Origin of the sequence: Clostridium sp. CM028 (assembly GCF_030585565.1) — a bacterium.
GTDB lineage: Bacteria > Bacillota > Clostridia > Clostridiales > Clostridiaceae > Clostridium_AD > Clostridium_AD estertheticum_B.
Map to the genome: position 1 here is coordinate 208,382 of NZ_CP077766.1, position 26,460 is coordinate 234,841.

The 26,460-nt window shown below is 31.5% G+C and carries 26 protein-coding genes; 24 read left to right on the forward strand and 2 right to left on the reverse strand.

What is annotated here, in order from left to right:
* Positions 1–92: 92 nt before the first annotated feature.
* The 10 genes from KTC94_RS01020 to KTC94_RS01065 all read left to right on the forward strand — a co-directional run bounded on the left by KTC94_RS01020 (position 93) and on the right by KTC94_RS01065 (position 6,692).
* Positions 93–440, forward strand: coding sequence for a putative DNA-binding protein (locus KTC94_RS01020; protein ID WP_216302543.1), 348 nt, complete (start codon positions 93–95; stop codon positions 438–440).
* Between the two features lie 10 nt (positions 441–450).
* Positions 451–1,800: a signal recognition particle protein gene (gene ffh, locus KTC94_RS01025; RefSeq protein ID WP_216302544.1), complete on the forward strand. Its 1,350-nt coding sequence runs from the start codon at positions 451–453 to the stop codon at positions 1,798–1,800.
* A 44-nt stretch (positions 1,801–1,844) separates the two neighbouring features.
* The gene (gene rpsP / locus KTC94_RS01030) at positions 1,845–2,087 is read left to right on the forward strand and encodes a 30S ribosomal protein S16 (RefSeq protein WP_165414012.1); all 243 of its coding nucleotides are present in this window, start codon (positions 1,845–1,847) and stop codon (positions 2,085–2,087) included.
* Positions 2,088–2,121: 34 nt separating this feature from the next.
* Positions 2,122–2,349 (forward strand): KH domain-containing protein, encoded by a 228-nt coding sequence (locus KTC94_RS01035; RefSeq protein ID WP_165414011.1) that lies wholly within the window; start codon positions 2,122–2,124, stop codon positions 2,347–2,349.
* A gap of 84 nt (positions 2,350–2,433) precedes the next feature.
* Positions 2,434–2,925 (forward strand): ribosome maturation factor RimM, encoded by a 492-nt coding sequence (gene rimM, locus KTC94_RS01040; RefSeq protein WP_165414010.1) that lies wholly within the window; start codon positions 2,434–2,436, stop codon positions 2,923–2,925.
* On the forward strand, positions 2,922–3,647 hold the full coding sequence (gene trmD, locus KTC94_RS01045) for a tRNA (guanosine(37)-N1)-methyltransferase TrmD (RefSeq protein ID WP_216302545.1): 726 nt from the start codon (positions 2,922–2,924) through the stop codon (positions 3,645–3,647). The genes rimM and trmD overlap by 4 nt, the downstream gene beginning before the upstream one ends.
* Positions 3,648–3,872: 225 nt before the next feature.
* A complete protein-coding gene (rplS, locus tag KTC94_RS01050; protein ID WP_165414008.1) occupies positions 3,873–4,223 on the forward strand; it encodes a 50S ribosomal protein L19 in 351 nt (116 codons plus the stop codon).
* 114 nt (positions 4,224–4,337) lie between these two features.
* Entirely contained in the window at positions 4,338–4,850 is a 513-nt protein-coding gene (lepB, locus tag KTC94_RS01055) for a signal peptidase I (protein WP_220285905.1), read from the forward strand.
* 7 nt (positions 4,851–4,857) lie between these two features.
* Positions 4,858–5,709 (forward strand): ribosome biogenesis GTPase YlqF, encoded by an 852-nt coding sequence (ylqF, locus tag KTC94_RS01060; protein ID WP_216302558.1) that lies wholly within the window; start codon positions 4,858–4,860, stop codon positions 5,707–5,709.
* Positions 5,710–5,888: 179 nt separating this feature from the next.
* A complete protein-coding gene (locus KTC94_RS01065; protein WP_369811891.1) occupies positions 5,889–6,692 on the forward strand; it encodes a ribonuclease HII in 804 nt (267 codons plus the stop codon).
* Positions 6,693–6,730: 38 nt separating this feature from the next.
* Here KTC94_RS01065 and KTC94_RS01070 read toward each other — a convergent pair whose 3' ends face one another.
* Positions 6,731–7,099 (reverse strand): YraN family protein, encoded by a 369-nt coding sequence (locus KTC94_RS01070; protein WP_216302547.1) that lies wholly within the window; start codon positions 7,097–7,099, stop codon positions 6,731–6,733.
* Positions 7,100–7,348: 249 nt separating this feature from the next.
* Between KTC94_RS01070 and KTC94_RS01075 the strand changes: the two genes are divergently transcribed.
* Positions 7,349–7,741: a DUF1523 domain-containing protein gene (locus tag KTC94_RS01075; protein ID WP_216302548.1), complete on the forward strand. Its 393-nt coding sequence runs from the start codon at positions 7,349–7,351 to the stop codon at positions 7,739–7,741.
* Between the two features lie 131 nt (positions 7,742–7,872).
* Here KTC94_RS01075 and KTC94_RS01080 read toward each other — a convergent pair whose 3' ends face one another.
* The gene (locus tag KTC94_RS01080) at positions 7,873–9,033 is read right to left on the reverse strand and encodes a M20 family metallopeptidase (RefSeq protein ID WP_216302549.1); all 1,161 of its coding nucleotides are present in this window, start codon (positions 9,031–9,033) and stop codon (positions 7,873–7,875) included.
* A gap of 427 nt (positions 9,034–9,460) precedes the next feature.
* On the opposite strand from KTC94_RS01080, the gene KTC94_RS01085 reads away from it, so the two are divergent.
* The 13 genes from KTC94_RS01085 to tsf all read left to right on the forward strand — a co-directional run bounded on the left by KTC94_RS01085 (position 9,461) and on the right by tsf (position 26,415).
* Positions 9,461–9,823: a phage holin family protein gene (locus KTC94_RS01085; RefSeq protein ID WP_165414002.1), complete on the forward strand. Its 363-nt coding sequence runs from the start codon at positions 9,461–9,463 to the stop codon at positions 9,821–9,823.
* Positions 9,824–10,138: 315 nt separating this feature from the next.
* Complete coding sequence (locus KTC94_RS01090; RefSeq protein ID WP_220319501.1) at positions 10,139–11,689, forward strand: FAD-dependent oxidoreductase; 1,551 nt, start codon at positions 10,139–10,141, stop codon at positions 11,687–11,689.
* Between the two features lie 248 nt (positions 11,690–11,937).
* The gene (locus tag KTC94_RS01095) at positions 11,938–12,861 is read left to right on the forward strand and encodes a DUF2935 domain-containing protein (protein WP_220319502.1); all 924 of its coding nucleotides are present in this window, start codon (positions 11,938–11,940) and stop codon (positions 12,859–12,861) included.
* A gap of 642 nt (positions 12,862–13,503) precedes the next feature.
* A complete protein-coding gene (locus KTC94_RS01100) occupies positions 13,504–14,427 on the forward strand; it encodes a polysaccharide deacetylase family protein (RefSeq protein WP_220285901.1) in 924 nt (307 codons plus the stop codon).
* A 182-nt stretch (positions 14,428–14,609) separates the two neighbouring features.
* Positions 14,610–16,940 carry a xanthine dehydrogenase family protein molybdopterin-binding subunit gene (locus KTC94_RS01105; protein WP_220319503.1) on the forward strand — a complete coding sequence of 777 codons (2,331 nt, stop codon included), beginning with the start codon at positions 14,610–14,612 and terminating at the stop codon, positions 16,938–16,940.
* The gene (locus tag KTC94_RS01110; RefSeq protein WP_220285899.1) at positions 16,940–17,779 is read left to right on the forward strand and encodes a xanthine dehydrogenase family protein subunit M; all 840 of its coding nucleotides are present in this window, start codon (positions 16,940–16,942) and stop codon (positions 17,777–17,779) included. The genes KTC94_RS01105 and KTC94_RS01110 overlap by 1 nt, the downstream gene beginning before the upstream one ends.
* Entirely contained in the window at positions 17,776–18,249 is a 474-nt protein-coding gene (locus KTC94_RS01115; protein WP_220285898.1) for a (2Fe-2S)-binding protein, read from the forward strand. The genes KTC94_RS01110 and KTC94_RS01115 overlap by 4 nt, the downstream gene beginning before the upstream one ends.
* A gap of 234 nt (positions 18,250–18,483) precedes the next feature.
* Positions 18,484–20,007: a YifB family Mg chelatase-like AAA ATPase gene (locus KTC94_RS01120; protein WP_220285897.1), complete on the forward strand. Its 1,524-nt coding sequence runs from the start codon at positions 18,484–18,486 to the stop codon at positions 20,005–20,007.
* A 199-nt stretch (positions 20,008–20,206) separates the two neighbouring features.
* Complete coding sequence (gene dprA, locus KTC94_RS01125; protein ID WP_216303115.1) at positions 20,207–21,289, forward strand: DNA-processing protein DprA; 1,083 nt, start codon at positions 20,207–20,209, stop codon at positions 21,287–21,289.
* Positions 21,290–21,336: 47 nt separating this feature from the next.
* Complete coding sequence (topA, locus tag KTC94_RS01130) at positions 21,337–23,448, forward strand: type I DNA topoisomerase (protein WP_216303099.1); 2,112 nt, start codon at positions 21,337–21,339, stop codon at positions 23,446–23,448.
* 223 nt (positions 23,449–23,671) lie between these two features.
* Positions 23,672–24,448: a GTP-sensing pleiotropic transcriptional regulator CodY gene (codY, locus tag KTC94_RS01135; RefSeq protein ID WP_165414693.1), complete on the forward strand. Its 777-nt coding sequence runs from the start codon at positions 23,672–23,674 to the stop codon at positions 24,446–24,448.
* 232 nt (positions 24,449–24,680) lie between these two features.
* Positions 24,681–25,382 carry a 30S ribosomal protein S2 gene (gene rpsB / locus KTC94_RS01140; protein ID WP_165412164.1) on the forward strand — a complete coding sequence of 234 codons (702 nt, stop codon included), beginning with the start codon at positions 24,681–24,683 and terminating at the stop codon, positions 25,380–25,382.
* A gap of 112 nt (positions 25,383–25,494) precedes the next feature.
* Positions 25,495–26,415, forward strand: a complete 921-nt coding sequence (gene tsf / locus KTC94_RS01145) for a translation elongation factor Ts (protein WP_220285896.1) — start codon at positions 25,495–25,497, stop codon at positions 26,413–26,415.
* Positions 26,416–26,460: the final 45 nt, after the last annotated feature.

Consider the following 26,460-nt stretch of genomic DNA (forward strand, 5'->3'; position numbering starts at 1 on the left):
TGGTTCATATAAAAATATTGACCTGTTAAGTAAAACTACTTGACACTGCATTTAAAATCTGATAATATATGACTTGTGAGCAAGGTGATGAAATGGAAAAAAGATTTGAAATTTCTTTATTATTAGATTTTTATGGTGAATTGCTTACTGAAAAGCAGAGAAACATAATGGATATGTATTTTAATAATGACCTCTCTTTATCAGAAATAGCAGAGATAAATAATACTAGCAGGCAAGCTATTCATGATACCATTAAAAGATCTGATAATGTGCTTTTAGTATATGAAGAAAAATTAAAGTTATTAAATAAAAATCATGAACTAAAAGAAACTTTAAAAGACATTATATCAAAATTAGATAACTTACAAGTTAATATAAAAGATGAAAATATAAATAAGATTATATGTGATATAAAAACCCAGATTATTGAAAACATTTAGGAGGTTTATTATGGCTTTTGAAGGGTTATCTTCTAAGTTACAGGATACCATAAAAAAATTAAAAGGTAAGGGTAAGCTTTCCGAAAAAGATATTAAAAATGCTATGAGAGAAGTAAAATTAGCATTGCTTGAAGCAGATGTTAACTATAAAGTGGTTAAAGATTTTGTGAAAAATGTTAGCGAAAAGTGTTTAGGTAATGGAGTATTAGAAAGCTTAACACCAGGGCAACAGGTCATCAAAATTGTTAATGATGAGTTAACTGATTTAATGGGTAATTCAGAAAGTAAGTTAGAGTTTTCTATAAATGGGATAACAGTTATAATGCTTGTTGGTCTTCAAGGTGCCGGTAAAACCACAATGGGTGGGAAACTTGCCCTTTCACTGAAACGAAAAAACAAAAAACCACTATTGGTTGCTTGTGATGTATATAGGCCAGCTGCAATTAAACAATTACAGGTAGTAGGAAAACAAATTGATGTTCCGGTTTTTACCATGGGAGAGAATGTGAGCCCTGTAGATATAGCAAAAGCATCATTAGACTTTGCTAAAGATAATGGTAATAATGTAGTTATAATAGATACAGCAGGAAGACTTCATATAGATGAAACTTTAATGGAGGAACTTCAAAATATAAAATCAAGTGTTAAGCCAAGCGAAATAATGCTTGTTGTAGATTCTATGACTGGTCAGGATGCAGTTAATGTAGCAGATAGTTTTAATTCGCAGCTGGATATAACTGGAATAATTTTGACTAAGTTAGATGGTGATACAAGAGGTGGTGCAGCTTTATCAATTAAAGCAATAACTGGTAAATCTATAAAATTCGTTGGTGTTGGCGAAAAAATGAATGATTTGGAAGTTTTCTATCCAGATAGAATGGCATCAAGAATACTTGGTATGGGGGATGTGCTTTCATTAATAGAAAAAGCTCAGGAAGCTATAAATGAAGATGAAGCAAAAGAACTTGGAAGCAGAATGCTATCTCAAGAATTCAATCTAAATGATTTTTTAGCAATGATGCAACAGATGAAAAAGCTTGGACCATTGAATAAATTGGTTGAAATGATGCCAGGTGTAAATAAAAAAGAATTACAGGGTGTAGATTTGTCTCAAAGCGAAAAAGAAATGGGAAAAGTTGAAGCTATCATAAAATCAATGACTATATCAGAAAGAACGCATCCTAGTTTAATTAGTGGTTCTTCTTCTAGAAAAAAGAGAATTGCTAATGGGTCAGGCACATTGGTACAGCAAGTAAATAAGCTGTTAAAAGATTTTGAAATGGCAAAGAAATTTATGAAGCAAGCAAAAGGATTCCAAAAACCTGGTAAAAAAGGTCTGTTTGGTAAAATGCCTTTTTAATAAAACTACTTGAGCAATGATTAAATTTAAGGAGGTGATTATACATGGCAGTTAAAATAAGATTAAAAAGAATGGGTGCTAAACATGCTCCATTTTATAGAGTAGTAGTTGCAGATTCAAGAGCTCCTAGAGATGGAAGATTTATAGAAGAAATAGGATACTATAACCCAACAACAGAGCCAACTACTATTAAAATTGATGTTGAAAAAGCAACTAAGTGGATGAAAAATGGTGCACAACCATCTGATACAGTTAAAAGGTTACTTAGCAAAATAGCAGTCAACTAGAAAAGTTTGTAAGTAATGAATGGAGGAGTTTTCCATGAAACAGTTACTTGAAGTATTGGCAAAGTATTTAGTTGATAAACCAGAAATGGTAGTAGTAAACGAAGTAGCACATGAGCATGCAGTACTTCTTGAATTATCTGTAGCTCATGAGGATATGGGAAAAGTTATAGGTAAACAAGGTAGAATAGCTAAAGCTATTAGAACGGTTGTTAAGGCAGCTGCTGTTAAAGAAAATAAAAAAGTAGTTGTTGAAATAAAGTAAGAGTTAGGTTCTGCCTAACTCTTATTTTAATTAAATTTTGAGTTTTAGTTATTTATATAAGTGATTTTGAAAGGAGGATTTTAAATGGAAGATTTTATGAGCGTAGGTAAGATAGGCAAGACACATGGCTTAAAGGGTGAAGTTAAAGTCTTTTCGCTAACGGATAGTCTTGAAAGATTTAAAAAATTAAAAAGTGTGTATATTGATGGTGAAATTAGAAAAATTGAAGGTTGCAAACTTCAAGCAGCTAACGCAATACTTAAAATTGAAGGTATAGACAGCATAGAGCAAGCAGAATTGTATAGAAATAAGTACTTGATGGTTAAAAGAGAAGATGCAGTTGAACTGACTGAGGATAGTTACTATGTGGCTGATTTATTAAATTGCAATGTTTTCGAGCAGGGCGGAGAAGAACTTGGAAAAGTATATGATGTTCTTCATACTCCGGGTAATGATGTATATTGGGTTAAGGGAAATAAAGAAGTGCTAATTCCAGTGCTTAAGGATATTATAGTTAGTATAGACATTAATAAACGCGAAATAATAATTAAGCCAATAAAAGAATGGCAAGAATGAAAATAGACATTCTAACTCTATTCCCTGAAATGTTTGATATTTTTAATTATAGTATCATTGGAAGAGCCATAGAGAAAAATATACTGGAGATTTCTCCTCGTAATATTCGGGACTATGCAATAAACAAACATAAAAAGGTAGATGATACTCCTTATGGTGGAGGAGCAGGTATGGTAATGCAAACTCAACCGCTAGTTCACTGTATTAATGATGTTAAATTGCATAATGGTGGAAAGGTAATATTTTTGGGGCCACGGGGTATTACTTTTACCCAAGATATTGCAAAAAAGCTCAGCACGGAAAAAGAATTAATATTTGTATGTGGACATTACGAAGGTATTGATGAGAGAACCTATGACTATATAGATATGGAGATTTCTTTAGGTGATTATGTTTTGACAGGTGGAGAAATGGCATGTATTCCTATAGTCGATAGTATTTGTAGATTAATTCCAGGGGTATTATCTTGCCCGGAGAGTTTCACAGAAGAATCCTTTTATGATGGCGTACTAGAATATCCTCAGTATACAAGACCAGAATGCTTTGAGGGTAAAAAGGTTCCAGAGGTATTGACATCAGGACACCATGAAAACATACGAAAATGGAGAAGAGTGCAGTCACTCTTAATAACTAAAGAAAAAAGACCAGATTTATTTCAAAAACTTAATCTTACGAAGGAAGATAAAAAACTATTAAGTAAGGCTTTTGAAAGAAAGCAATAAGTATAAATGTACTAGTATACTGACTAGTTATTTTTTACAGGTGGTTAATTAATTTCCGGAGAGTTATTTAAAATTAAAAATATCTTATATATAAGTATAAAAAGTGTTTTTATGTTGATATATATATTTTTTTATGATAAAATATAGTTTGTGCTAGTACGGACGGTCCTCTGTTATATTATAATAAGCATGAACGTCACAATAAAATTTTAGGAGGGAATGCACATGTTAGAAATTATAAGAGCAATAGAATTAGAACAAATCAGAACTGACTTACCAGAATTTAGTGTAGGTGATACTGTTAAGGTTCACATCAAAATTAGTGAAGGTAACAAGGAGAGAATCCAAGTATTCGAAGGAACCGTTCTTAAAAGACAACACGGCGGTTTAAGAGAAACTTTCACAGTAAGAAGAGTAGCATCTGGTGTTGGTGTTGAAAAAACATTCCCAGTAAACGCTCCAGTAATCGAGAAAATTGAAATTGTAAGACTAGGTAAAGTTAGAAGAGCTAAACTATTCTACTTAAGAGATAGAGTTGGTAAGGCTGCAAAAGTTAAAGAAAGAATGAGAAAATAAAATTGGGGCTGAAAAGTCCCTTTTTACTTTTAAAGATAATTAAACTTAGGTGTAAATATTCTTCATAAGTTTTCAATTAAGTAATTTAAGTAGTTTATTAAGTAGGTGAATATATTGACAAAAGAAGTTTTTGCAGTAGTAAAATCTATAGCAATTTCACTTTTAATCGCTGTATTTATTATAAATTTCTTATTCCAAATAGTTACAGTGAATGGCGAATCTATGGTTCCTACGGTGCAAAATAATGATAAATTAATAATTGAAAAAGTATCATATAGAATAACATCGGCTAAGAGAAATGATATTGTAGTAATAAAGTACCCTGCTGATATAAGTCAAAGAATAATAAAAAGAGTTATAGCAGTTGCTGGAGATAAAGTTAAAATTAACAACAATATATTGTACATAAATGATGAAATTATTAATGAGCACTATAAAAATGAAAATTTTATGGAAGACTATAATGAAGTTTTGGTGCCACAAGATTCAATTTTTGTCCTCGGAGATAATAGAAATTTCAGTAAAGATAGTCGTAGTAGTGATGTTGGGTTTGTAAAACTCAATCTGTTGGAAGGAAAAGCGGTTATAAGGCTTTATCCATTCAATAAAATGGGAGGGATTAAATAGTATGGCAATGACAATAAATTGGTTTCCAGGTCATATGGCTAAGACAAGAAGACAAATTGGAGAGAGTTTAAAACTTGTTGATGCTGTAATAGAAATTAGAGATGCAAGGATAGTTAAATCAAGCGCCAATCCACAAATTGATGAGATATGTAAAGATAAGCCTAGAGTCATTTTACTAAACAAAAGTGATCTAGCTGAAGACAAAGTAACCAAAGACTGGATAAAAAAGCTTACAACTGATACTATAAAGCCATTGGCTGTAAATTGTATTACAGGTCAAGGTCTAAAAAGTATAAAGATTACGCTTGATGAGTTATTAAAAGAAAAACATGATAGACAAAGAAAAAAAGGATTAGTTAACATAGTTACGAGGGTTATGGTAGTTGGTATACCTAATGTTGGTAAATCTTCTTTTATAAATAAATTAGGAAAAAATAATATTGCTAAAACTGGTGATAGACCGGGAGTTACTAAAAGCAAGCAATGGATAAAAACTAGCTTAGGTATAGAATTAATGGATACTCCAGGTGTATTATGGCCTAGATTTGAAGACGAGACAGTTGGACTTAATTTGGCATTTACAGGTGCTGTAAAAGATGAAGTCATAGATATAGAGGAATTAGCACTTAGATTAGTAGAAAGACTACAAGTTAATAATGGAGAAAGGCTAATGGAAAGATATAAACTTGATGAGATTATGGAGAATCCTTTAGACAATCTAGATAATATTGCTAAAAAAAGAGGATCAGTAATTTCTAGAGGTAATATTGACTATAATAGAGTCGCAGTTATGCTTTTAGATGAATTTAGAGGTGGAAAATTAGGACCTATATCATTAGAAAGACTAGATGAAGTTTAAATTTTTATATAAAAAAATCATATGCAATTCCTATCTGAAAACAGGTAGGCATTTTAAAAAATAAATAGAGCATCTTAAAAAAACGTTAGTGCTATACTTGTTTTTTAAGATGCCTAAATAACACTATTAAGAAATAGTAAGGAGACAATACCATGGAATTTAATATTAAATTTTCAGACATGAGTTACAAGGAAATATCTACATATATGTTGAGTTTAGAGAATGCTGAAAACGATTTCTCTGATGGTGATAAGCAAATCATATCTAATATGCTATTACAAGACAAGAGGAAAACCGTTCAAAAATTAGGTATTAAAATATCTAGAATGATTGAGCTAAAAGAAAAGGAAATTCAGAGAGTAAAAAAAATGTACGAATTTGATAGAAGCTTTGGGGACTATAAATATGTTGCTGGAGTAGATGAAGTTGGAAGAGGCCCTTTAGCTGGACCTATAGTTGCAGCGGCAGTAGTATTAGATTTAAAATCAAACGAGGATAGAGATTTAATCTTAAGAGCTAACGATTCTAAAAAATTATCAATATCTAGCAGAAAAGAGCTAGCTCATATTATTAAAGAAAGAGCCTTAGCCTATAAAATTATTGCTATTGACAATAAAGAGATTGATGAAAAAGGCATTGGTTGGTGCAATAATCAAGTATTTATAGAATGCTGTGCGGGGCTAACTATTAAACCAGAATTAGTATTATCAGATGGTTATAAAATAAAAAACTTTTCAGATTTAAATGAGTTTGTAATAAAGGGAGATGCATTAAGTATAAGCATAGCGTGTGCTTCTATAATTGCAAAAGTATATAGAGATGAACTGATGGCACAGTATCATAATGAATACCCAAATTACGGATTTGATAGAAATGTTGGTTACGGCACAGAAGAACATGTGCTTGCAATAAAAAAATACGGAACTATTCCAATACATAGAAAAAGTTTTTTGAAAAATATTTTAGACGAAAATAAAAATTAAAATATATTTTAATTTTTATTTTTATTTTTTATCTAAAATTATAATTGAAAAGCGTCCTCAATATGATTAATTAAAAAATTATTATTATCATTATTCAACATAACTTCTACAACATCAAATCTGAAATTGTAGTCAATAATATTTTTTCTAGAAATATATACTTGAGCTGTTTTACAAATCTTCTTCTGTTTAGAGGAGGTAACCGATTCAGCGGGTGTTCCATAATGTATTCCATATCTAGTTTTCACCTCGACAAAGCAAATATAGCCTTTATTTATTGCTATTAGGTCAATTTCACCACATTTGCATCTAAAATTTTTATCTAATATTCTGTATCCTAAATTTTCTAAATAATTTTCTGATATATCTTCACCAAGTGCTCCGATATCTTTATTGAAAGTTTTCATTGCAAACGTCCTTCCATAAATTTCTATATATACTAATAATAAATTAAAATAGATTAAAAATCAATATAATGTTTATAAATTCAAAAAGTCTGTAGATTGGATAATGTTCTAGTTTACCTCAATCCATTTATTTATGCTATGTATTAAAACAAAATTAGTTTAGAAAAAATTTATATATATTATGTTCTAATATCTAGAAAAAGGAGTAACAATTAAAGTAAATGAATTTATTAAAATAAAGGAGATTTTATGATAAAAAACATTTCTTATAAATTTAGGGATAGATTTTTTTCGAAATTTAAGATTGGAAAAATAATAATTATCATTATTGTAATGGTAGGCGTAGGTATATTCTTTCCGCATTTTTTTAGAAATACTTATACAGTAACCATTGCAAATAAACGAATAATAAGACATGATAATATTGATAGGTATTTAATTTATGCACAAATGGAGAATGGCGATATAAAGGTATTTGAGGATGCTAATAGTTTATTAGAATTTAAAATTCATTCTGAAGATGTGTACTGGGGATTGACAATTAATAGAAAATACGAAATTAAAGCATATGGCTTGAGTATACCTTTATTATCGTATTATCAAAATATCACAAAAATTAAAGGGTTAAATAGGGAAAAATGAAGTTATATATTGATTCGTTGTTACGATATCAATTTTTGTTCTTTTTTTATTTTCATGAGACATACATTTATTATATGTTTTTGTGCATATTTATACAGTAAGTTAATGCTCTTGCTTTTTATTAGGAATGATTACTTTAAACTGTCATCAAACTCTTTTCTTATCATGGAAAGCAGGTTGTTATCAGTAATAACATCGTACCCAGTACAAGCGAGTGCCGTAGCCCCTATAATCAAAGAATTATGGGCCTGATGCGTTATTGTTGCTTTAGCCATTTCATCGGTATGTAAGTTCAATTTTGGGTTTCCTATTCCAAGCAGAGGATGTATTGATGGTACAATGTAACTTACATTTCCCATATCTAGTGAGCCGATATTTTCTGGTGGGTTGATATCTGTTATACCGCACATTCTCAAGTTTTCATTAAATGCATCAGATAAATTTTTATTAGTATTCATATCATCAAAAGAGGGCTCATATAAGCTGATTTTTACACTCGCCCCAGTCATGAGTGCGGCTCCATTTGCAATGTTTTTCACCTTTTGTATCACTTCTTTAAGATAGGCCTTTTTCTGGGCTCTTATGTAGAATTTTGCAACAGCCTTATCGGGCACTATATTGGCAGCTACACCACCTTCGCTGATAATGCCATGTATTCTTACATCTGAGGTCACATGTTGTCTCATTGCATTTATACCATTAAACATTAATAGCACAGCATCCAGTGCGTTAATTCCATTTTCAGGTGTGCTTGCAGAGTGGCTTGACTTTCCTGTAAAATCAAACTCTAGTGCTTCCATAGCCAAGGATGATCCACTTGAACATGTCTTGCCATACGGATGCATCATCATAGCAACATCAACATTGTCAAATACTCCTTGTTCAACCATATCAACTTTCGCACCAAATGTTTCCTCGGCAGGGGTTCCATATACTTCTATTTTCCCACCAACTTGGCTTATTACTTTGCTTAAAGCAACAGCTGCTCCGGCACTAATTGTTCCTATCATGTCGTGACCACAGCCATGTCCTATTCCTGGTAATGAATCATATTCACACAAAAATGCAATGGTTGGACCTTTTAGGTTACTGTCATATATAGCTTTGAATGCAGTTTCCCTGTTTGCTATATTAATATCGACTTTGAAAGAATGTTCTTCAAGAAAAGATGTTAATTTTTCAACCGCTTTAAATTCCTCACAACCTAATTCTGGGTTATTATATATATAATCATTTATTTCCAATAGATCTTCTTTTATATTTTCAATTTCATTAATGATTTGATTTTTCATCTTGTATACTCCTTTGTTCTTAGGCTTATATAACATAATAATTAAAATGGTTGTAACATTTGCTATATTTAAAATGGGAAATATGCATAATTATACGGTGATTAATATTTTTTGTCAAATATAAGTAAGCATGATTTCTGTGTTCACTTTATAAAGTTAATTGAGTATCAAGTATAAAAGAATTTTTAAAATGTAGTTTTAATGGAAGGTAGAAGTAAGATAGCTGTAACTGGTTATTAAATGGTCATTCACGGTAACACTTTCTTATTAATTACTACTTATATTATTAACAGCTTTTATTAATTTATAATTTTTATTTTATGGTAATAGTTAGTGAAATAATGTTTGTTTATTTTTCATAATAAAATTTCAGCTTCTTGGTAAACATATAAGTATAAAAAAATTTAAATAAGGAGGTAATTTAATTATGGAAAATAAAGAGAAAAAAGGTGCTTTTAATAGCTTAACAGGTATGATAATAAGATTTGTAGTAACTTCAATTATATTAGCTATAACGTCATTTTTAACACCAGGTTTTGTACTTGTGGGTCTACGGTCAATTATATTAGCGGCGGTAGTTATATCTTTAATAGATTATTTAGTGGAAAAACTTATGCGCGTCGATGCATCGCCTTTTGGGAAGGGAATAAAAGGGTTTGTAATAGCGGCTATAATATTATATATAGCGCAATTCCTAGTACCTGGGATGAGAGTATCTATGATAGGTGCAATATTTGCTTCAATAGTCATTGGAATACTAGATGCTATACTACCAGGAAGAGCAATATAATCGCTGGAGTGAGAGCATTAAAAATTAAAATTTATAGTTAGTACATTTTTGTAATAAACAGCAAATAATAAATTATATTTGAATATTGAATATTTTTAAAATGGTTAGGAGGAGCTTATGCTCCTCTTAACCATTTTCATCACATTAAATCAATACAGATACAATATTATTCACCCGTGACATGCACAAACTACTTCTATATTTTCTATCAATCTTTTTTTGAAAATTTGTGACATAATTTTTAATGTACATATTTTTAATTTGTAAACACAAAATAAAATTGTTCTTTTATTATTAAAGGGAGGAAGTAATTTTATGGATGAAAAAAATGATGTATGTATTAATAAACAATTAAAATCAAAATCTTATTGGATTGATTCAACTAATGAAACAAACTATAAAGCTTTAGAAAAAGATGTTAAAGTTGATATAGCAATAATAGGGGGAGGTATTACAGGCATAACAACTGCTCTCCTTTTAAAAAATGAAGGGTTCAAAGTTGCGTTAATTGAAGCAGATAAAATAGCCAAGGGAGCTACAGGGCACACCACAGCTTATATTACTTCACAACATGATATAATATATAGTAATTTAATTAGAAGTGTGGGAATTGAAAAAGCTAAGCAGTATGCAGATGCTAATGAAGGGGCAATAGATTTTATAGAATGTATGGTAAAAAAATATAATATTGATTGCGATTTTTGTAGGCTACCAGCATACATCTATACAACGGATGAAAACTATATAGATACTATTAAGGAAGAAGCAGAAGCTGCTAAAAGGCTAGGTATAAAAGCAAAATATGTTGAAAAGTTGGATTTGCCATTTTCAATAAAGGGTGCATTATGTTTTGAAAATCAAGCTCAATTTCACCCTAGAAAATACCTCCTTGAAATTGCTAAAAACATTTCTAGCAATGATTGTAACATATATGAAAATACCAGAGCTGTAGATATTGAACATGATGATTTATACACTGTAATAACAGACACAGGCTTTAAAGTAATAGCTCCAATAGTTGTTTTAGCTTCACATTTTCCTTTTTATGATGGGTTAGGGCTGTATTTTGCAAGGCTTCGACCACAAAGGTCATATGTAATAACTGCAAAAATAAAGGATGAATTGCCAAAAGGTACATTTGTAGATGCAGGGGAGAAAGGTTGGTATTTTCGTTCACAAAAGTATAAGGATGTCCAGATGATAATTATCGGGGGCCAAGATCATAAAACTGCTCATGGTGGTGATATGATAAAACATTATGTTAATTTAGAAAAGTATGCTGAAAAAAACTTTAGTATTGAAAAATTTTTGTATAGATGGTCGACTCAAGACTATATAACAATAGATGGTGTGCCATATGTAGGTAATCTTACTTCTTCATCAGAAAATATTTATGTTGCTACAGGTTATGGTGAATGGGGAATGACAAATGGAACAGCGGCTGCGAATATACTAAGGGATATTATAGTTAATAAGGTAAGTCCTTATCAAGACGTATATAATCCATCGCGTAATATTTCAACTGATGGGATTAAGAATTTTGCTAAGGAGAATTTTGATGTTGCAAAGCAATTAATAAAGGGAAAACTTCAAGTTGGACAATATAATATTGAATTAAAAAATGATGAGGGAAAGATGGTAGAGATTGATGGAGAAAGGTATGGAGCATATAGGGACAAAAATGGAAAACTGCATATAGTTGATATAACATGTACGCACATAGGTTGTGAACTGAAATGGAATAGTGCGGAAAAATCCTGGGATTGCCCTTGTCATGGATCAAGATTTACTTTTGAAGGCGATATTATAGAAGGCCCAGCCGTTAACAGGTTAAATCACTACAAAGAAAGTGATAATATGGAGTGAAAGATCTACGTCAAAATTCAATAAGCTTCATCTATAAAATTAGTATACTCCATACAATAATAGTATGGGGTTATTTTACGGTGAAAGCCTTCGGTGATTTATTGTCCATCAGACCTTTGGACGTCACAGTTTCATCAAGAGTATTATGATTGAAATAAAAGTTGTTGTAAAATATTATTTTTATAATCATTTAATACATTTATTCTGAATATATTATTAATGATGAAATAATAATTTAGGAGTATGTTATGATATCAAATCAAAAATTTATAAATCAATCTTTAGAGTTAAATCTATTCTTTCTAAGAATAATGAAGGAGCACTCCATATTTTTGGAGGCAGCATTTGTTATAAAGGATAGAAATTTAATCAATCAAGCGGATGCCTTTAAAAATGAATTTACTAGATTGCTTTCACATGCAATATCCTTGTCTGACGGAGTAATTCCTGTTAGAGTGTTAAAGGCAAATGAAATTTCGACTAAATATACAATGGATGCTGAGAGGGCGACTCAATTTGCTACTGGAATTTTTATAGACTCAAGCGTAACTGCTATGGAGAACTCATTAGTACCTGGAATGAATAATATGAACCTATCCATGTTAACTGAACATGTTTATGCGCTGAATTACAATTCTATAGCAGCGACTAATATGATTGCTAAATTCAAAGCCAAACTTAAAAGCGATGTTTTATCCTGCAAGGTATTTACTACCGCTTATCCATTGTTAATAGATCATATACTTAGGGAGGCAATATTCTTTGCAACGTTATTAACAAGATTACAAAATGGTATTGAGATTGATGTGCAAAGAGATATAGTTGAACAGGAAACCTTTTGGAACAGAATAATGTCAGAGCATTCTTACTTTATTAGAGGGTTATTAGATCCTACTGAAGTGGAACTATTCGATATATCAAATAATTTTGGGAAAGAATTTGAAACACTAAGAAAAGAAGCATCTGCTGTGAATAAATCTTCATTAGAGTTATCTGGCCTTACGGATAACACTTTAAGACAAACTATTAAGATTAGAGAATTTAAGACTCAGGCTACTGAAGGACTCTTAAATTGTAAAATCAAGTCAATAATTGTTCCGCTTTTGGCAGATCATGTCCTTAGAGAAGCCAATCATTATATAAACCTTTTAGAGTTATTCCGTGACAAGTAGGACATTTAATATGTTAAAGTAAAGAAGGATTACATGGGAAATAAAGTTTTTCTATGAGTATAAAAATAATGGATAAACAAGTTAAATTTTGATAGTACTTATTATTAAATAGGACATAAAAAATAAAATAAGAATCATATTATACAAGTATAAAATGGACCTTATAAGGGATACAGTTAAAAAAAGAGGCGTAATTGTCTCAAAGTTAACTGACTCTACTTTGTAGGGTATTTTTGTCATAATTGTATTGAACCACATGGATAGCCAGGAATACGAGAAATTAATTCCATAAATGACCTTTCCCCACTGTTTTCCCTTTGCCACTATAAATCAAATATTTCTTAAACGCAACAAGTACACTATGCTTGTGACTAAATAATATATAAAAAGTAAAATAAGAGTTATATTATATTTCTATAATATAACTCTTATTTATTTTCAAATTATGCCTGCTGCTTTTATAGTAATTAAAGGGTTTTACATTCTTTTATAGAAGTTAAAAGAGTGGGAGGTGAGGGTGTGGATGTAAATGCTTTGAGGGATATAAAGAATTCTATGTATTGTATTACTGGCACTCTAACTCATTTTATATAATAGCAAAATTATGAAAACTTAATAATTTAAGAAAGGTTTGATTATTTTATGAAAAAATTATTTAACGTATTTGGCCTCTTAGTATTACTTATAGGTTCAGTATTTATTACTTATAAAATACATGCTCCGATTAAAATAACAGAGACGCAATCTTCTGTAGATAAGACTACAGATAAAGAAAACATAATTCAACCTACTGCCAGTGAACTCACGCTACCTCAAACTTCCTCGGACACAACTACGAAAAAAGCTCAAGTCATTTATGATATTTTAGGTACAAGTAGTAGACCTACAATCTATCCCGATGCAGCAATGACAAAATGGAGAAAAAATGTAGTGAACTTAGCTAAAAAATATCCTTCTGACTTATATATTAATGGCCAAAATGTAAACAAGGTAGTAGCACTTACATTTGATGATGGTCCAGACCCCACAAATACTCCTAAAATTATTAAAGTATTACGCGAGAATAATATTCAAGGCACTTTTTTCTGTATTGGTAAACAAATCGAAGCATGCAAATCCATAATTAAAGAGGCCTATGAAGATGGAAATGTAATATCAAATCATAGTTGGGCTCATAAAGACTTCGCCACTATTAATGCATCTGAAATTAGGAATGAAGTAACTTTAACTGAAAATGAAATCAATAAGGTAATAGGAAAAACGCCTGCATTAATAAGAGTACCCTATGGTGATACAAATGATGCTGTTCAGAATTCTTTAACAACATTAAATTACAAAAACATAATTTGGTCCACCGATACCTTAGATTGGGAGCAACGCGAAGTTGATAATATTGTTAAAAATGCAGTTGAAAACGTACGTCCTGGAGAAATAATCTTAATGCATTGTAATGAAGATAAAAAAGTCACTACCGAGGCACTGCCACAAATTATTTCAAAGCTTAAAGAAATGGGATACAGCTTCGTTACTGTAGATAAGCTTTTAGAGATATCAGCATATAAATAATTAAAACTTAACTGAATGTCAATTTGCTTTAGTCAATTACACTGTATCCATAAGATATCAGGATCATATGCTACTATTTCTTTGATAATTCATTTGAGCACCTCAGCCTGAAATAAATTCATAATGATTAACAATAATAAATACATTATAAAAGTATATGAATATTATTTAAAGGAGAGTCTATGCATAAAATAAATAATATAGGTAAAAGTGTGCCTAGAAAAGAGTCTTTAGATAAAGTAACAGGTATGGCTAAATATACCAATGATTATCAAATTCCAGGACTTTTATATGCAAGAATGAGAACAAGTCCTCATGCTCATGCAAAAATAAAATCTATTGAATATGCAGATTCATTAAAATCTCCAGGAGTTAGGGCGGTAATAACAGGCAAGTACTTTCCGCAGCTTATAGGATCAACTATTATTGATAGACCTCCTATTGCAATAGATAAAGTAAGATACAATGGTGAACCCGTGGCGGTGGTGGTGGCTGATAGCGAAATCGAGGCTGAAAAAGCGGCTTTGCTTATAAAAATACAGTATAAACCTTTGCAAGTTGTGAATTCTCCTGGCGAGGCTCTTAAAAAAGATGCCCCATTGGTTCATGAAAATCTTGGTCAATATACAATTATAGATGATACGCTGCCAGAAGCTAATACAAATATTGCTAACAGAACTAAAATAAGAAAAGGTGATATTAGAAAGGCTTTGGATAAAAGTGAGGTAACTGTCGAAGCTAGCTTTTATTTTCCACCCTCAGATCATGCTGCTATGGAAACCAGGTGTGTACGGGCAGAAATATTACCGGATGGTAGGGTTATTATATACTCTGCTTCTCAGGCACCCTTTGTAATAAAAAAGCTTATAAGTGATTTCTTTAAAATTGACCCTGGTAAGGTTATTGTTAATGTACCTTTAGTAGGTGGGGCTTATGGAGGTAAAACAGCTGTACAGCTAGAATTCATTGCTTATTTGTGTTCAAAGGCGGTTGGAGGAAGACAAGTTAAACTTACAAATACAAGAGAAGAAGATATGATTACATCTCCAGTTCATATAGGTCTTGATGCAAAAGTTAAGCTAGGATGCACAAAATATGGGAGGCTAACTGCTGTAAAGATAACATATTTATTTGATGGAGGTGCATACTCAGATAGAGCGGTAATTATAAGCAGGGCAGCTGCTATAGACTGTACAGGGCCATACAATATTGAAAATGTATGGTGTGATTCATTGTGTATGTATACAAATCATCCTTATGCTGCAGCTTTCAGAGGCTTCGGTCATGCGGAGCTTACATTCCCAATAGAGAGAATAATCGATATACTAGCGGATAAGATTGGGATGGATCCTTTAGAATTAAGATTAAGAAATGCAATATTACTAGGGGATACTAGCCCTACTCAAACTTTACTCACTAGAAGTAATTTGGGAAATTTACCGAAGTGTATTGGAAGGTTATCTGAACTAATACATTGGGAAGAGGGAAGAATAGCTGAAACCGAGGATGGTAAAGTGAAGGCTAAAGGTATAAGCTTCTTCTGGAAGAATTCAAATACAGCTTTAAATGCAGGAGGAGGAGCAATTCTTACCTTTAATCCGGATGGAAGCATTAATCTTATTTGTGGTGCAGTTGAAATGGGGCAGGGAACTAAAACAGCTTTGGCACAGATATTAGCAGAAAAAATGAAAATGGATGTAGATCAAATCCATGTAGTGATGGATGTTAATACTCAGACATCTCCAGATCACTGGAAAACAGCTGCAAGCAGGACTATTTTGCTGATTGGTAGAGCAATACTTAGAGCAGCTGAGGATGCCATTGATCAACTATGTATAACAGCAGCTATTCCTTTAAGGTGTTCCACCGATGAACTGGAAGTTGGTTGGGGAAGAGTATTTTTAAAAGACAATCCCCAAATAGGAATAAAAATAAGTAAAATAGCATTTGGCTATACCTATCCCAATGGAAATTCAGTTGGAGGACAGGTTATTGGAAGAGGAAGTTTTGTTTTAAAACATCTAACAGGATTAGATCCTGAAACTGGCAAAGGTAATCCAGGTCCAGAGTGGACTGTTGGTGCAACAGCTGTAGAAGTAGAATTTGATAAAAAGGAATATACCTACAAAATTACAAAGGCAGCTTGTGTTATAGATGCAGGGAAGGTTATTAATCCAGCGATTGCAAAAGGTCAAATTTCTGGTGGTATGAACCAGGGATTGAGTTTTGCTAGTAGAGAAGCATTTTTGTTTACGGATAAAGGCATTATTCAGAATAAGCAGCTAAGAACATATGAAATTACGAGATTTGGAGAAACTCCAGAGTATCTTGTAGACTTTATAGAAACTCCACAAATAGACGCCCCATATGGTGCAAGAGGAATTGGAGAACATGGTGTAATTGGAATGCCAGCAGCGCTTGCAAACAGCTTATCTTATGCGGCAAAGGTCCCCCTTAACCAATTGCCGTTAACTCCTGAGTTCATATGGAAAGCAAAAGAGGGAGGACAATAATGATTGCATTGGATTTTGAGTATTATAAACCTGATTCATTAGATGAGGCAGTAGAACTGTATCACAATCTTCGCCAGAGCGGTAAGGAGCCTTTATATTATTCGGGTGGTACAGAAATAATCACTATGGCAAGGAGAAATGATATATCTACAAAGGCAGTAATAGACACTAAAGGAATTTCTGAGTGCAATGTATTTGAAAAAAGAGGCGACCAGCTAGTAATAGGAGCTGCAGTTACGCTTGCTCGCATTGCCGAGAATAAATTAATCCCATTCTTGAGTAAGACAGCAAACTTTCCGGCAGATCATACATCGCGTAATTTGATAACTGTAGGAGGGAATATTTGTGGTAAAATCATATATAAGGAAGCGATTTTAGGCTATTTAATTGCAGATAGCAATGCAGTTATATATGGAGAAAAAGGTAAAAGGATAGTTCCAATAAATCGTGCTTTTAATCAAAGTCTTCAACTGGAAAAAGGAGAATTGCTTTTTCAATTGACAACAGATGTGAGTTATTCCGATTTGCCTAATATATGTATAAAGAAGACCAAACAAGAAAAGATAGGGTACCCTTTAATTAGTATGGCTGCACTTAGGAAACACAATAATATTCAAATGGCATTTAGCGGGGTCTGTGCTTTTCCATTTAGGTCTATAGAAATGGAAGGGTATATAAATAACAAAAATGTTTCAAAGGAGAAAAGGATAGAACAGGCGATAAGTCATTTGCCTGCTCCTATATTGGGCAATATGCAAGGTTCCTCTGGATATAAGAAGTTCGTATTAAGAAATTTGCTAGATTATACTTTGGAAATACTGGATGGTGAAGGGAAATGATATCATATATTGAGACATCAAAAATAGAACTCAATATTAATGGCGAAAAGAGAAAGTTAGTTATTAGGCCTGCGGATACCCTACTTAGGGTGCTTAGAGAACAATTGGGACTAACTGGAGCAAAGGCTGGGTGCGAAAATGGAGATTGTGGTACATGTACTGTACTCTTAGATGGATTGCCTGTTAAATCATGTATTATGCTAGCTGTTGAAGCTATTGGACATAAAGTGACCACTATTGAGGGCTTAAAAGAAGAGCCAATTCAAAAAGCTTTTATAGATAAATGGAGTTTTCAATGTGGATATTGTACTCCAGGTTTCATAATGAACTGTTATGGACTTATAACCATTCACCCGGATGCAGATGACGAAACTATTGAGGAATGGCTTCAATCCAATATTTGCAGATGCACATCATATGAAGAGATTAGAGAAGCTGTAAAATCAGTATTACTCTTAAATAAAAAATGAGGGTTATGTAAAAATTAACGGAATAAGTAGCATGGTATCTAAGTTTGGATGCATTGTATTAGGTCAGATTTAACCCAACTTATAGCACAGGTAAAGTTATTATGCCTGTGTTTTTTGTTTTTTGTTTAAAATAAAAAGCTTTAATGAACTAAATTATATGAATAATGAGTCTACAGAAAATTATTTTGTCAATAATTATGAAATAGAAGTAATAATAAAGGTTAAGGTGATAATATGGCAATACAAATTATGTCTGCTGCTTTTACAGGAATTAAAGGGGTTATAGTTACTGTTGAAATTGATATCACTCGAGGGTTGCCTGCTTTAAACATTGTTGGACTTGCAGATATTGCAGTTAAAGAATCAAAAGAGCGAGTACGTTCTGCAATACTAAACTCAGGGTTTGATTTTCCAGTAAATAGAATAACTATAAATTTAGCACCAGCAGATTTAAAAAAAGAAGGGTCTCTATTTGATTTGCCTATAGCTATAGGGATACTTCTGGCAACTAAACAAATTATTGTTAATGATATTAACGATTATCTTTTTATCGGAGAATTATCTTTGTCTGGAAAGTTAAGAAAAGTAAGAGGCTCATTACCTGTGGTTATGGAAGGAATAGAAAACGGAATTGAAAAATTTATTGTTCCTAGTAACAACGCAAAAGAATGTAGTCTTGTTAAATCTGCAAAGATATTTCCTTTAGATAATTTAAATCAAGTAGTGAGTTTTTTAACTTATAAGGACTTGTTGCCTTATAAGCAGTGCAATGATTTAGAAATATTAATAAATGAAGAGTTAGATTATGAAGACGTTATGGGACAAGAAAGCTCAAAACGTGCTATTGAAGTAGCAGCTGCAGGAAATCATAATTTACTTATGTATGGTCCACCTGGTTCAGGTAAATCCATGATGGCTAAGAGAATTCCTACTATACTACCATCTTTAAGTCAAGAGGAATCACTTGAGGTTACTAAAATTTATAGTGTTTCTGGAAATCTTGGTGATAATGGAGGGATTATTCTGCAAAGACCTTTTAGGAGTCCGCATCATACTATATCACGAATTGCTTTGGTTGGTGGTGGAAATAAGTTAATACCTGGAGAAATCTCTTTAGCGCATAAAGGAGTATTGTTTTTAGATGAAATATTAGAATTTAAAAAAAATGTAATAGAAATACTAAGGCAACCTTTAGAGGATAGAAAAATTAATATTTCAAGAATAAATGGAACTGTAGAATATCCATCAAACTTTATGTTTGTAAGTGCCTTAAATCCATGTCCTTGTGGATATTACGGATCTTATGAGAAGCGATGTAGTTGTAGTGATTATGAAAGAAGAAGGTATTTGAGTAAACTATCAGGCCCACTTCTAGACCGCATTGATATATTTACAGCAGTAAATGCTCTGCCTTATAATAAAATAGCTAGTGGGAAAAGTAGTGAAAAATCTAATGTTATTAAAAAAAGAGTAGAGGTAGCAAGAGATATTCAAGAAAAAAGATTTAGAACGGAAGAAATTCACTGTAATGCAGAGATGAGCCAAAAGCTAATTAAAAGGTACTGCCATTTAGATAATAAAGCTAGTAAAATCATGGAATTAATGTATAATAAATTTACTCTAAGCACAAGAGCTTATTCTAGAATTCTTAAGGTAGCAAGGACTATTGCAGATTTAGATGAAAGTGAGAATATCTTAGATAAACATATAATTGAAGCTATGCAATATAGAAAATTTATAGATGAAAAGATAGTTTAACGACATTTCAGAAGGGAAGTCTCCCACTTCTATAAGTGGGAGTTCCATACTATAACAAAGAGAAAACTTCAGTGGGAGTGTAAATCTCCTTCTGAAGTCGTCAATGCATCTTCTGTGAAGATGTTTCAGCTCCGCAGGAGATGATTTAATTGGTAATATAAAAAAATAAATTTAAGTTAGTGGAGGTAGAGTGAAAAAAATGAATGACTATGATATATGGTTTTCTTTAATTAAATTATCCCCTAAAAATAAACTGAAATTAATAAATGATTTTCATAATACAGAAAAAATATGGTATTATGGTGTACATAATAAAAAAACAGAATATTTTAAAAATAATTTAATTGACGTACTTACAGATGCTTGGAATGAGGGTGAAATTGATAAGGTAAAAAAAAAATTAGAGGTTAATGAAATAAAATCAGTTACTTATTTAGAAGAGGAATATCCTAAAAAATTAAAAAATTATGATGATGCACCATTTGCGTTATTTTATAAAGGAAACATATTGCCATTAGAGGATGGATTCAATATTTCTATAGTTGGTTCGAGGAAGTATTCAAATTATGGTAAGGATGTTACTAAAATTATATGCTCGGATTTATGTGCTAATAATATTAACATTATTAGCGGAATGGCTAAGGGCATTGACACTTTTGCCCATGAAAGTTGTTTAGAAGGCGAAGGCTATACTTGTGCAGTTTTAGGTTCAGGGTTAGATATAGTATACCCAAAAGAAAATCTTAAAATTTTCAATGAGATAATTGAAAAAGGTGCTGTTATTTCAGAGTTTTTACCAGGAACACCACCACATGCTTACAACTTTCCCCAAAGGAATAGAATAATAAGCGCTCTCGGTGATATTATTATTGTAATAGAGGCTGGTGAAAAAAGTGGATCTTTAATTACTGCAAATTTAGCACTCGAACAAGGCAAAGATGTTATGGCTGTGCCAGGCTCTATATTTTCATATGAAAGCAAAGGAACCAATAAATTAATTAAGGATGGAGCATACCCTATGACTTGTTCTGATGATATATTTAATTTAATGGGGATAGAGATGAAGAATCAAAAAAAAACCACTGTGCGGTCTTTTAATAGTCAAATTAACAAAAAGATATATAGCATTATAAATGATAGTCCACTACATATAAACGATATTATTAGAATAACTAACATTGACATAAAACAATTATATGAGGTATTATTTGAAATGCAGATTAAAAATGAAATATTATGTCTATCAGGAAACTATTATGTAAAAGTAAATGACAAAATATAAGTAAATATATATTAACTATATTAGAATACATTGATGGAGGGGATAAGATGGGACAAAAACTTGTTATAGTTGAGTCGCCGGCTAAAGCTAAAACTATAAAAAAATATTTAGGAAGTAGTTATGTAGTTGAGGCGTCCATGGGGCATGTTAGAGATTTGCCAAAAAGCCAATTGGGGGTTGACATAGAAAATAATTATGAACCTAAATATATAACTATCCGTGGTAAGGGAGAACTTCTTTCGAAACTAAGAAAAGAAGCAAAAAAAAGCGACAAGATTTATTTGGCAACAGATCCTGATAGGGAGGGTGAAGCTATAGCTTGGCATTTAGCAAAAGCCTTAAAAATAGATGAAAAAGATAAGTGTCGGATAGAATTCAATGAGATAACCAAAACAGCGGTTAAAAACGCTATAAAGTCGCCAAGGGTAATAAATGCGACGCTTGTGGATGCCCAACAAGCAAGGCGTATACTTGATAGATTGGTTGGATATGAAATTAGTCCTATACTTTGGAGAAAAGTTAAATGGGGACTTAGTGCAGGTCGAGTTCAATCAGTTACACTTAAAATAATCTGTGACAGACAAAAGGAAATAGAAAAATTTATAAGCAAAGAGTATTGGACTATAGAATGCGAGTTGTACAAAGAAGGAGATTCTCAGAAATTAAATGTTAAATTAGCTTCTAAGGGTAAAGAAAAAGTTGAAATGAATTCTAAAGAAGAAAGTGATAATGTCATTAATGAACTTAAGGAAAAAGAATTCATTATAAGCAAAATAAAGAAATCATCGAAGACTAGAAAACCATTACCACCATTCATAACAAGTACATTGCAGCAAGATGCATATAGAAAACTTAATTTTGCAACTAAAAGAACTATGTCTATTGCGCAACAATTATATGAAGGTATGGAGATAGAAGGACATGGAACAGTGGGATTAATTACATATATGAGAACTGATTCTACTAGAATAGCTGAAGAAGCTCAAATAAATGCGAAAGAATTTATTGAGAGTAAATATGGGGAGAAGTACTATCCGAGTACCCCTAGAATATACAAAAGTAAAAAAAACATACAAGATGCTCATGAAGCTGTTAGACCTTCTTATGTTGAAATAACGCCAGAGATAGCAAAAAAAACTCTTAAAGCTCCACAATACAAACTATATAAATTAATTTGGAATAGATATGTAGCAAGTCAAATGGAATCATGTTTACTAAATACCATATCTATTGATATAGTAAATGGAGACTATGTGTTTAAGGCATCGGGGTCTAAAGTATCCTTCGATGGATTCAGAAAAATTTATGATGAAGAGCCAGATGAAGAAGAAAATACTTTGAAAATTCCAGAATTGAATGAAGGAGACATTCTGCAATGTGAAAAAACCGAAGGAAAGCAGCATTTTACTCAGCCACCTGCTAAATTTTCTGAGGCATCTCTTGTAAAAACATTAGAAGAAAATGGCATAGGAAGACCTAGTACTTATGCACCTATTATTACAACTCTTCTAAATAGAAAGTATGTAGAAAAAGACCAAAAGATTTTAGAAGTTACAGAAATAGGAAATATTGTGAATGACATTTTAAGTGAATACTTTAAACAGATAGTGGATATTGAATTTACAGCACAAATGGAGAATAATTTAGATTATATAGAACAAGGACAGGAAAAGTGGCAAAATATAGTTAGTGAATTTTTTACACCATTAAAAGAAGATATTGAAATTGCTGAAAAAGAGATAGCTAAAATCACAATAGAAGATGAAGTTACAGACGTAGAATGTGATAAATGTGGCAAGTTAATGGTAATAAAACATGGAAGATTTGGTGATTTCATGGCATGCCCTGGTTACCCAGAATGCAAAAATACAAAAGCAATTACTAAAGAACTAGAACTTCCATGCCCTAAATGTGGCGGGAAAATTTTAGAAAGAAGAAGTAAGAAAGGAACTAGATTTTTTGGATGCAGTAATTATCCAGAATGTGATTTTGTAAGCTGGTTTGAGCCTACCGAAATAAAATGTTCTGAGTGTGGTACATATATGTTAAAAAGATATAGTAAAACTAAAGGCGATTATATGGAATGTTCTAATAAAGAATGTAAACATAAGGAATACAAAGTCGAAGAAAATAGGGAAGAGAGTAGTGAGGAAAAGTAAAATTTATACAATAAGTCAAAAATTTACTAGAATTTAATAAATATAATGTCGAAATTTAAAAAACACTGTTGATATAGCATGAATGTTGTGATAGTATTAAGTGGACAAGGAACGATTCTAAAAATTTGAAATATTTTGAATTTTGCTTATGCTAAAGCAAGATAGATTTATGAATTGGATTAAATAATATAGATTGTGTTTTATAACATAAATGAGGAGGAATATTGTGTCACTATTAGCTAAAACAAGAATGCTAAATAAAATATTGCAAAAATCAGGAACGGAGCCAGTAGTTTTTGATGATATTTGTAATTTGCTAAGCGATGTATTGCAATGTAATGTATATATTATTAGCAGAAAAGGAAAAATATTGGGTTATAATTTATCAAGCGGATTTGAATGTGAAATCGTAAAGGATGAAATTATAAAAAATATGAGATTTCCGGAAAATTACAATAATAGTTTGCTTAATGTCAACGAAACAAGGGCTAATCTTACGAATAAAAATATTTGTGTATTCCAAGATGATAGGGAATGCTCAATAGAAAATAAATTATCCACCATAGTACCGATAAATGGTAACAGAGAGAGATTAGGTACTCTTTTACTTGCTAGATTTGATAAAGAGTTTACAGATGATGATTTAGTCTTAGTTGAATATAGTGCTACTATAGTTGGACTTGAGATTTTGAGAGCTAAAAATGATTTGATAGAAGAAGAAGAAAGGAAAAAAGCAGTAGTGCAACTTGCTATTGGAACACTATCTTATTCTGAACTAGAAGCTGTACAACATATTTTCAATGAATTAGACGGAATTGAAGGCTTGTTAGTAGCATCTAGAATAGCAGACAAAGTTGGAATAACTAGATCTGTTATTGTTAATGCACTTAGAAAATTTGAAAGTGCAGGAGTAATAGAATCAAGATCACTTGGAATGAAGGGTACTCATATCAAAATATTAAATGAGAAGCTAATTGACGAGCTTAAAAAAATAAAATAATTTGAGGCAGAGCAATTTTGTTCTGCCTTAAATTGTTTTTAATTATTAAAATATAAATATAGATGAAACAAGTATTTCAATTTTATTAAAAAAAATATTGAATACATTATCACATTGTGATATACTATGTAGGTAAGAAAATACACACATTGCTTGATTATGGAAGGGTTCCGATATTTGGACTTCAATAAGATGATGGTGATGGAGGTAAAAACCAAGGAGGTTATTATTAATGGCAGTTATTTCAATGAAACAATTATTAGAGGCAGGTGTTCACTTCGGACATCAAACTAGAAGATGGAATCCTAAAATGGCACCATACATATTTACAGAAAGAAATGGTATATACATTATCGATTTACAAAAAACAGTTAGAAAAATAGATGAGGCATATGATTTCATAAAATCTGTATCTGAAGAAGGTAAGGATGTTCTATTTGTAGGAACAAAAAAACAAGCTCAAGAAGCTATTAAATTTGAATCAGTAAGAGCAGGAATGCATTTTGTAAACAATAGATGGTTAGGTGGAATGTTAACAAACTTTAAAACAATTAAAACAAGAATACAAAGATTAGAAGAGTTATTTAAAATGGAAGAAGACGGAATATTTGAAGTTCTTCCAAAAAAAGAAGTTAGTCACCTTCTAAATGAAAGAGAAAAACTAGAAAAGAATTTAGGCGGAATAAGAAGCATGGATGCAAATAAAATTGGAGCTCTATTTGTTGTAGATCCAAGAAAAGAAAAGAATGCGATTTCTGAAGCTAAAATTCTTGGAATTCCTGTAGTTGCAATAGTTGACACAAACTGTGATCCAGATGAAGTTGATTATGTAATTCCAGGTAATGATGATGCTATAAGAGCAGTTAAATTAATAACTGAAAGATTAGCTGATGCTATTATAGAAGGCAGACAAGGTGAACAATTAGCTGAATAATAGTAACTATATTTATCTAATAATATAATTATTGATATAACAGTTGGGGGGTAGGTGAAAGTTAATTCTTTCATTTACCTTTTAAATTAGATAGGAATAGGAGGAAATAATAATGATTAGTGCAAGTATGGTTAAAGAGTTAAGAGAAAAAACTGGAGCCGGTATGATGGATTGTAAAAGGGCTCTAAGTGAAACAGAGGGTGACATAGAAAAAGCGGTTGAACTTTTAAGAGAAAAAGGTTTAGCAGCAGCTGCAAAAAAATCTGGAAGAATAGCTGCAGAAGGATTAGTAAACTCATATATTTCAGATGACATGAAAGTTGGATCTGTTGTAGAGGTTAATTGCGAAACGGATTTTGTAGCTGATAATGAAGATTTTGTTACTTTAGCGAAAAACATAACAATGCAAGCAGTACAAACTACTTCAACTACTATTGATGAATTAGTTTCTGAAAAATACATAGCTGATGAAGCAATTACTGTTACGGATGCCGTAACAGCTTTAATAGCAAAATTGGGCGAGAACATGTCTGTAAGAAGATTTCAAAAGTTTTCTATTGAAAATGGTATAGTTCAAAGCTATATTCACGGTGGCGGAAGAATAGGTGTTTTAGTAGAACTCGCTTGCGCAAAACAAGATGATGTATTAATTACGATTGCTAAAGATGTTGCAATGCAAATTGCAGCTACTAGTCCTTTATTCTTAGATAACACTTGTGTTGATAGTGAAACTTTAGAAAAAGAAAAAGAAATATACAGAGTACAAGCAATAAACGAAGGAAAACCAGAAAAAATCATTGAAAAAATGGTTATGGGTAGAGTAAATAAGTATTATAAAGAAGTTTGCTTGCTTGAACAAGTTTGGGTTAAAAATGCTGACTATACTATTAAAAAATATCTTCAAGAAGAATCTAAAAAACTTGGTGCTGACATAACTATAACAAGATATGTGAGATTTGAAAGAGGAGAAGGCATAGAAAAGAAGGAAGAAAACTTTGCTGAAGAAGTTCAAAGACAAGTACAGGGTAAATAACAATTAAAGAGAACACTACGTGTTCTCTTTTTTAAAATAAGTAAT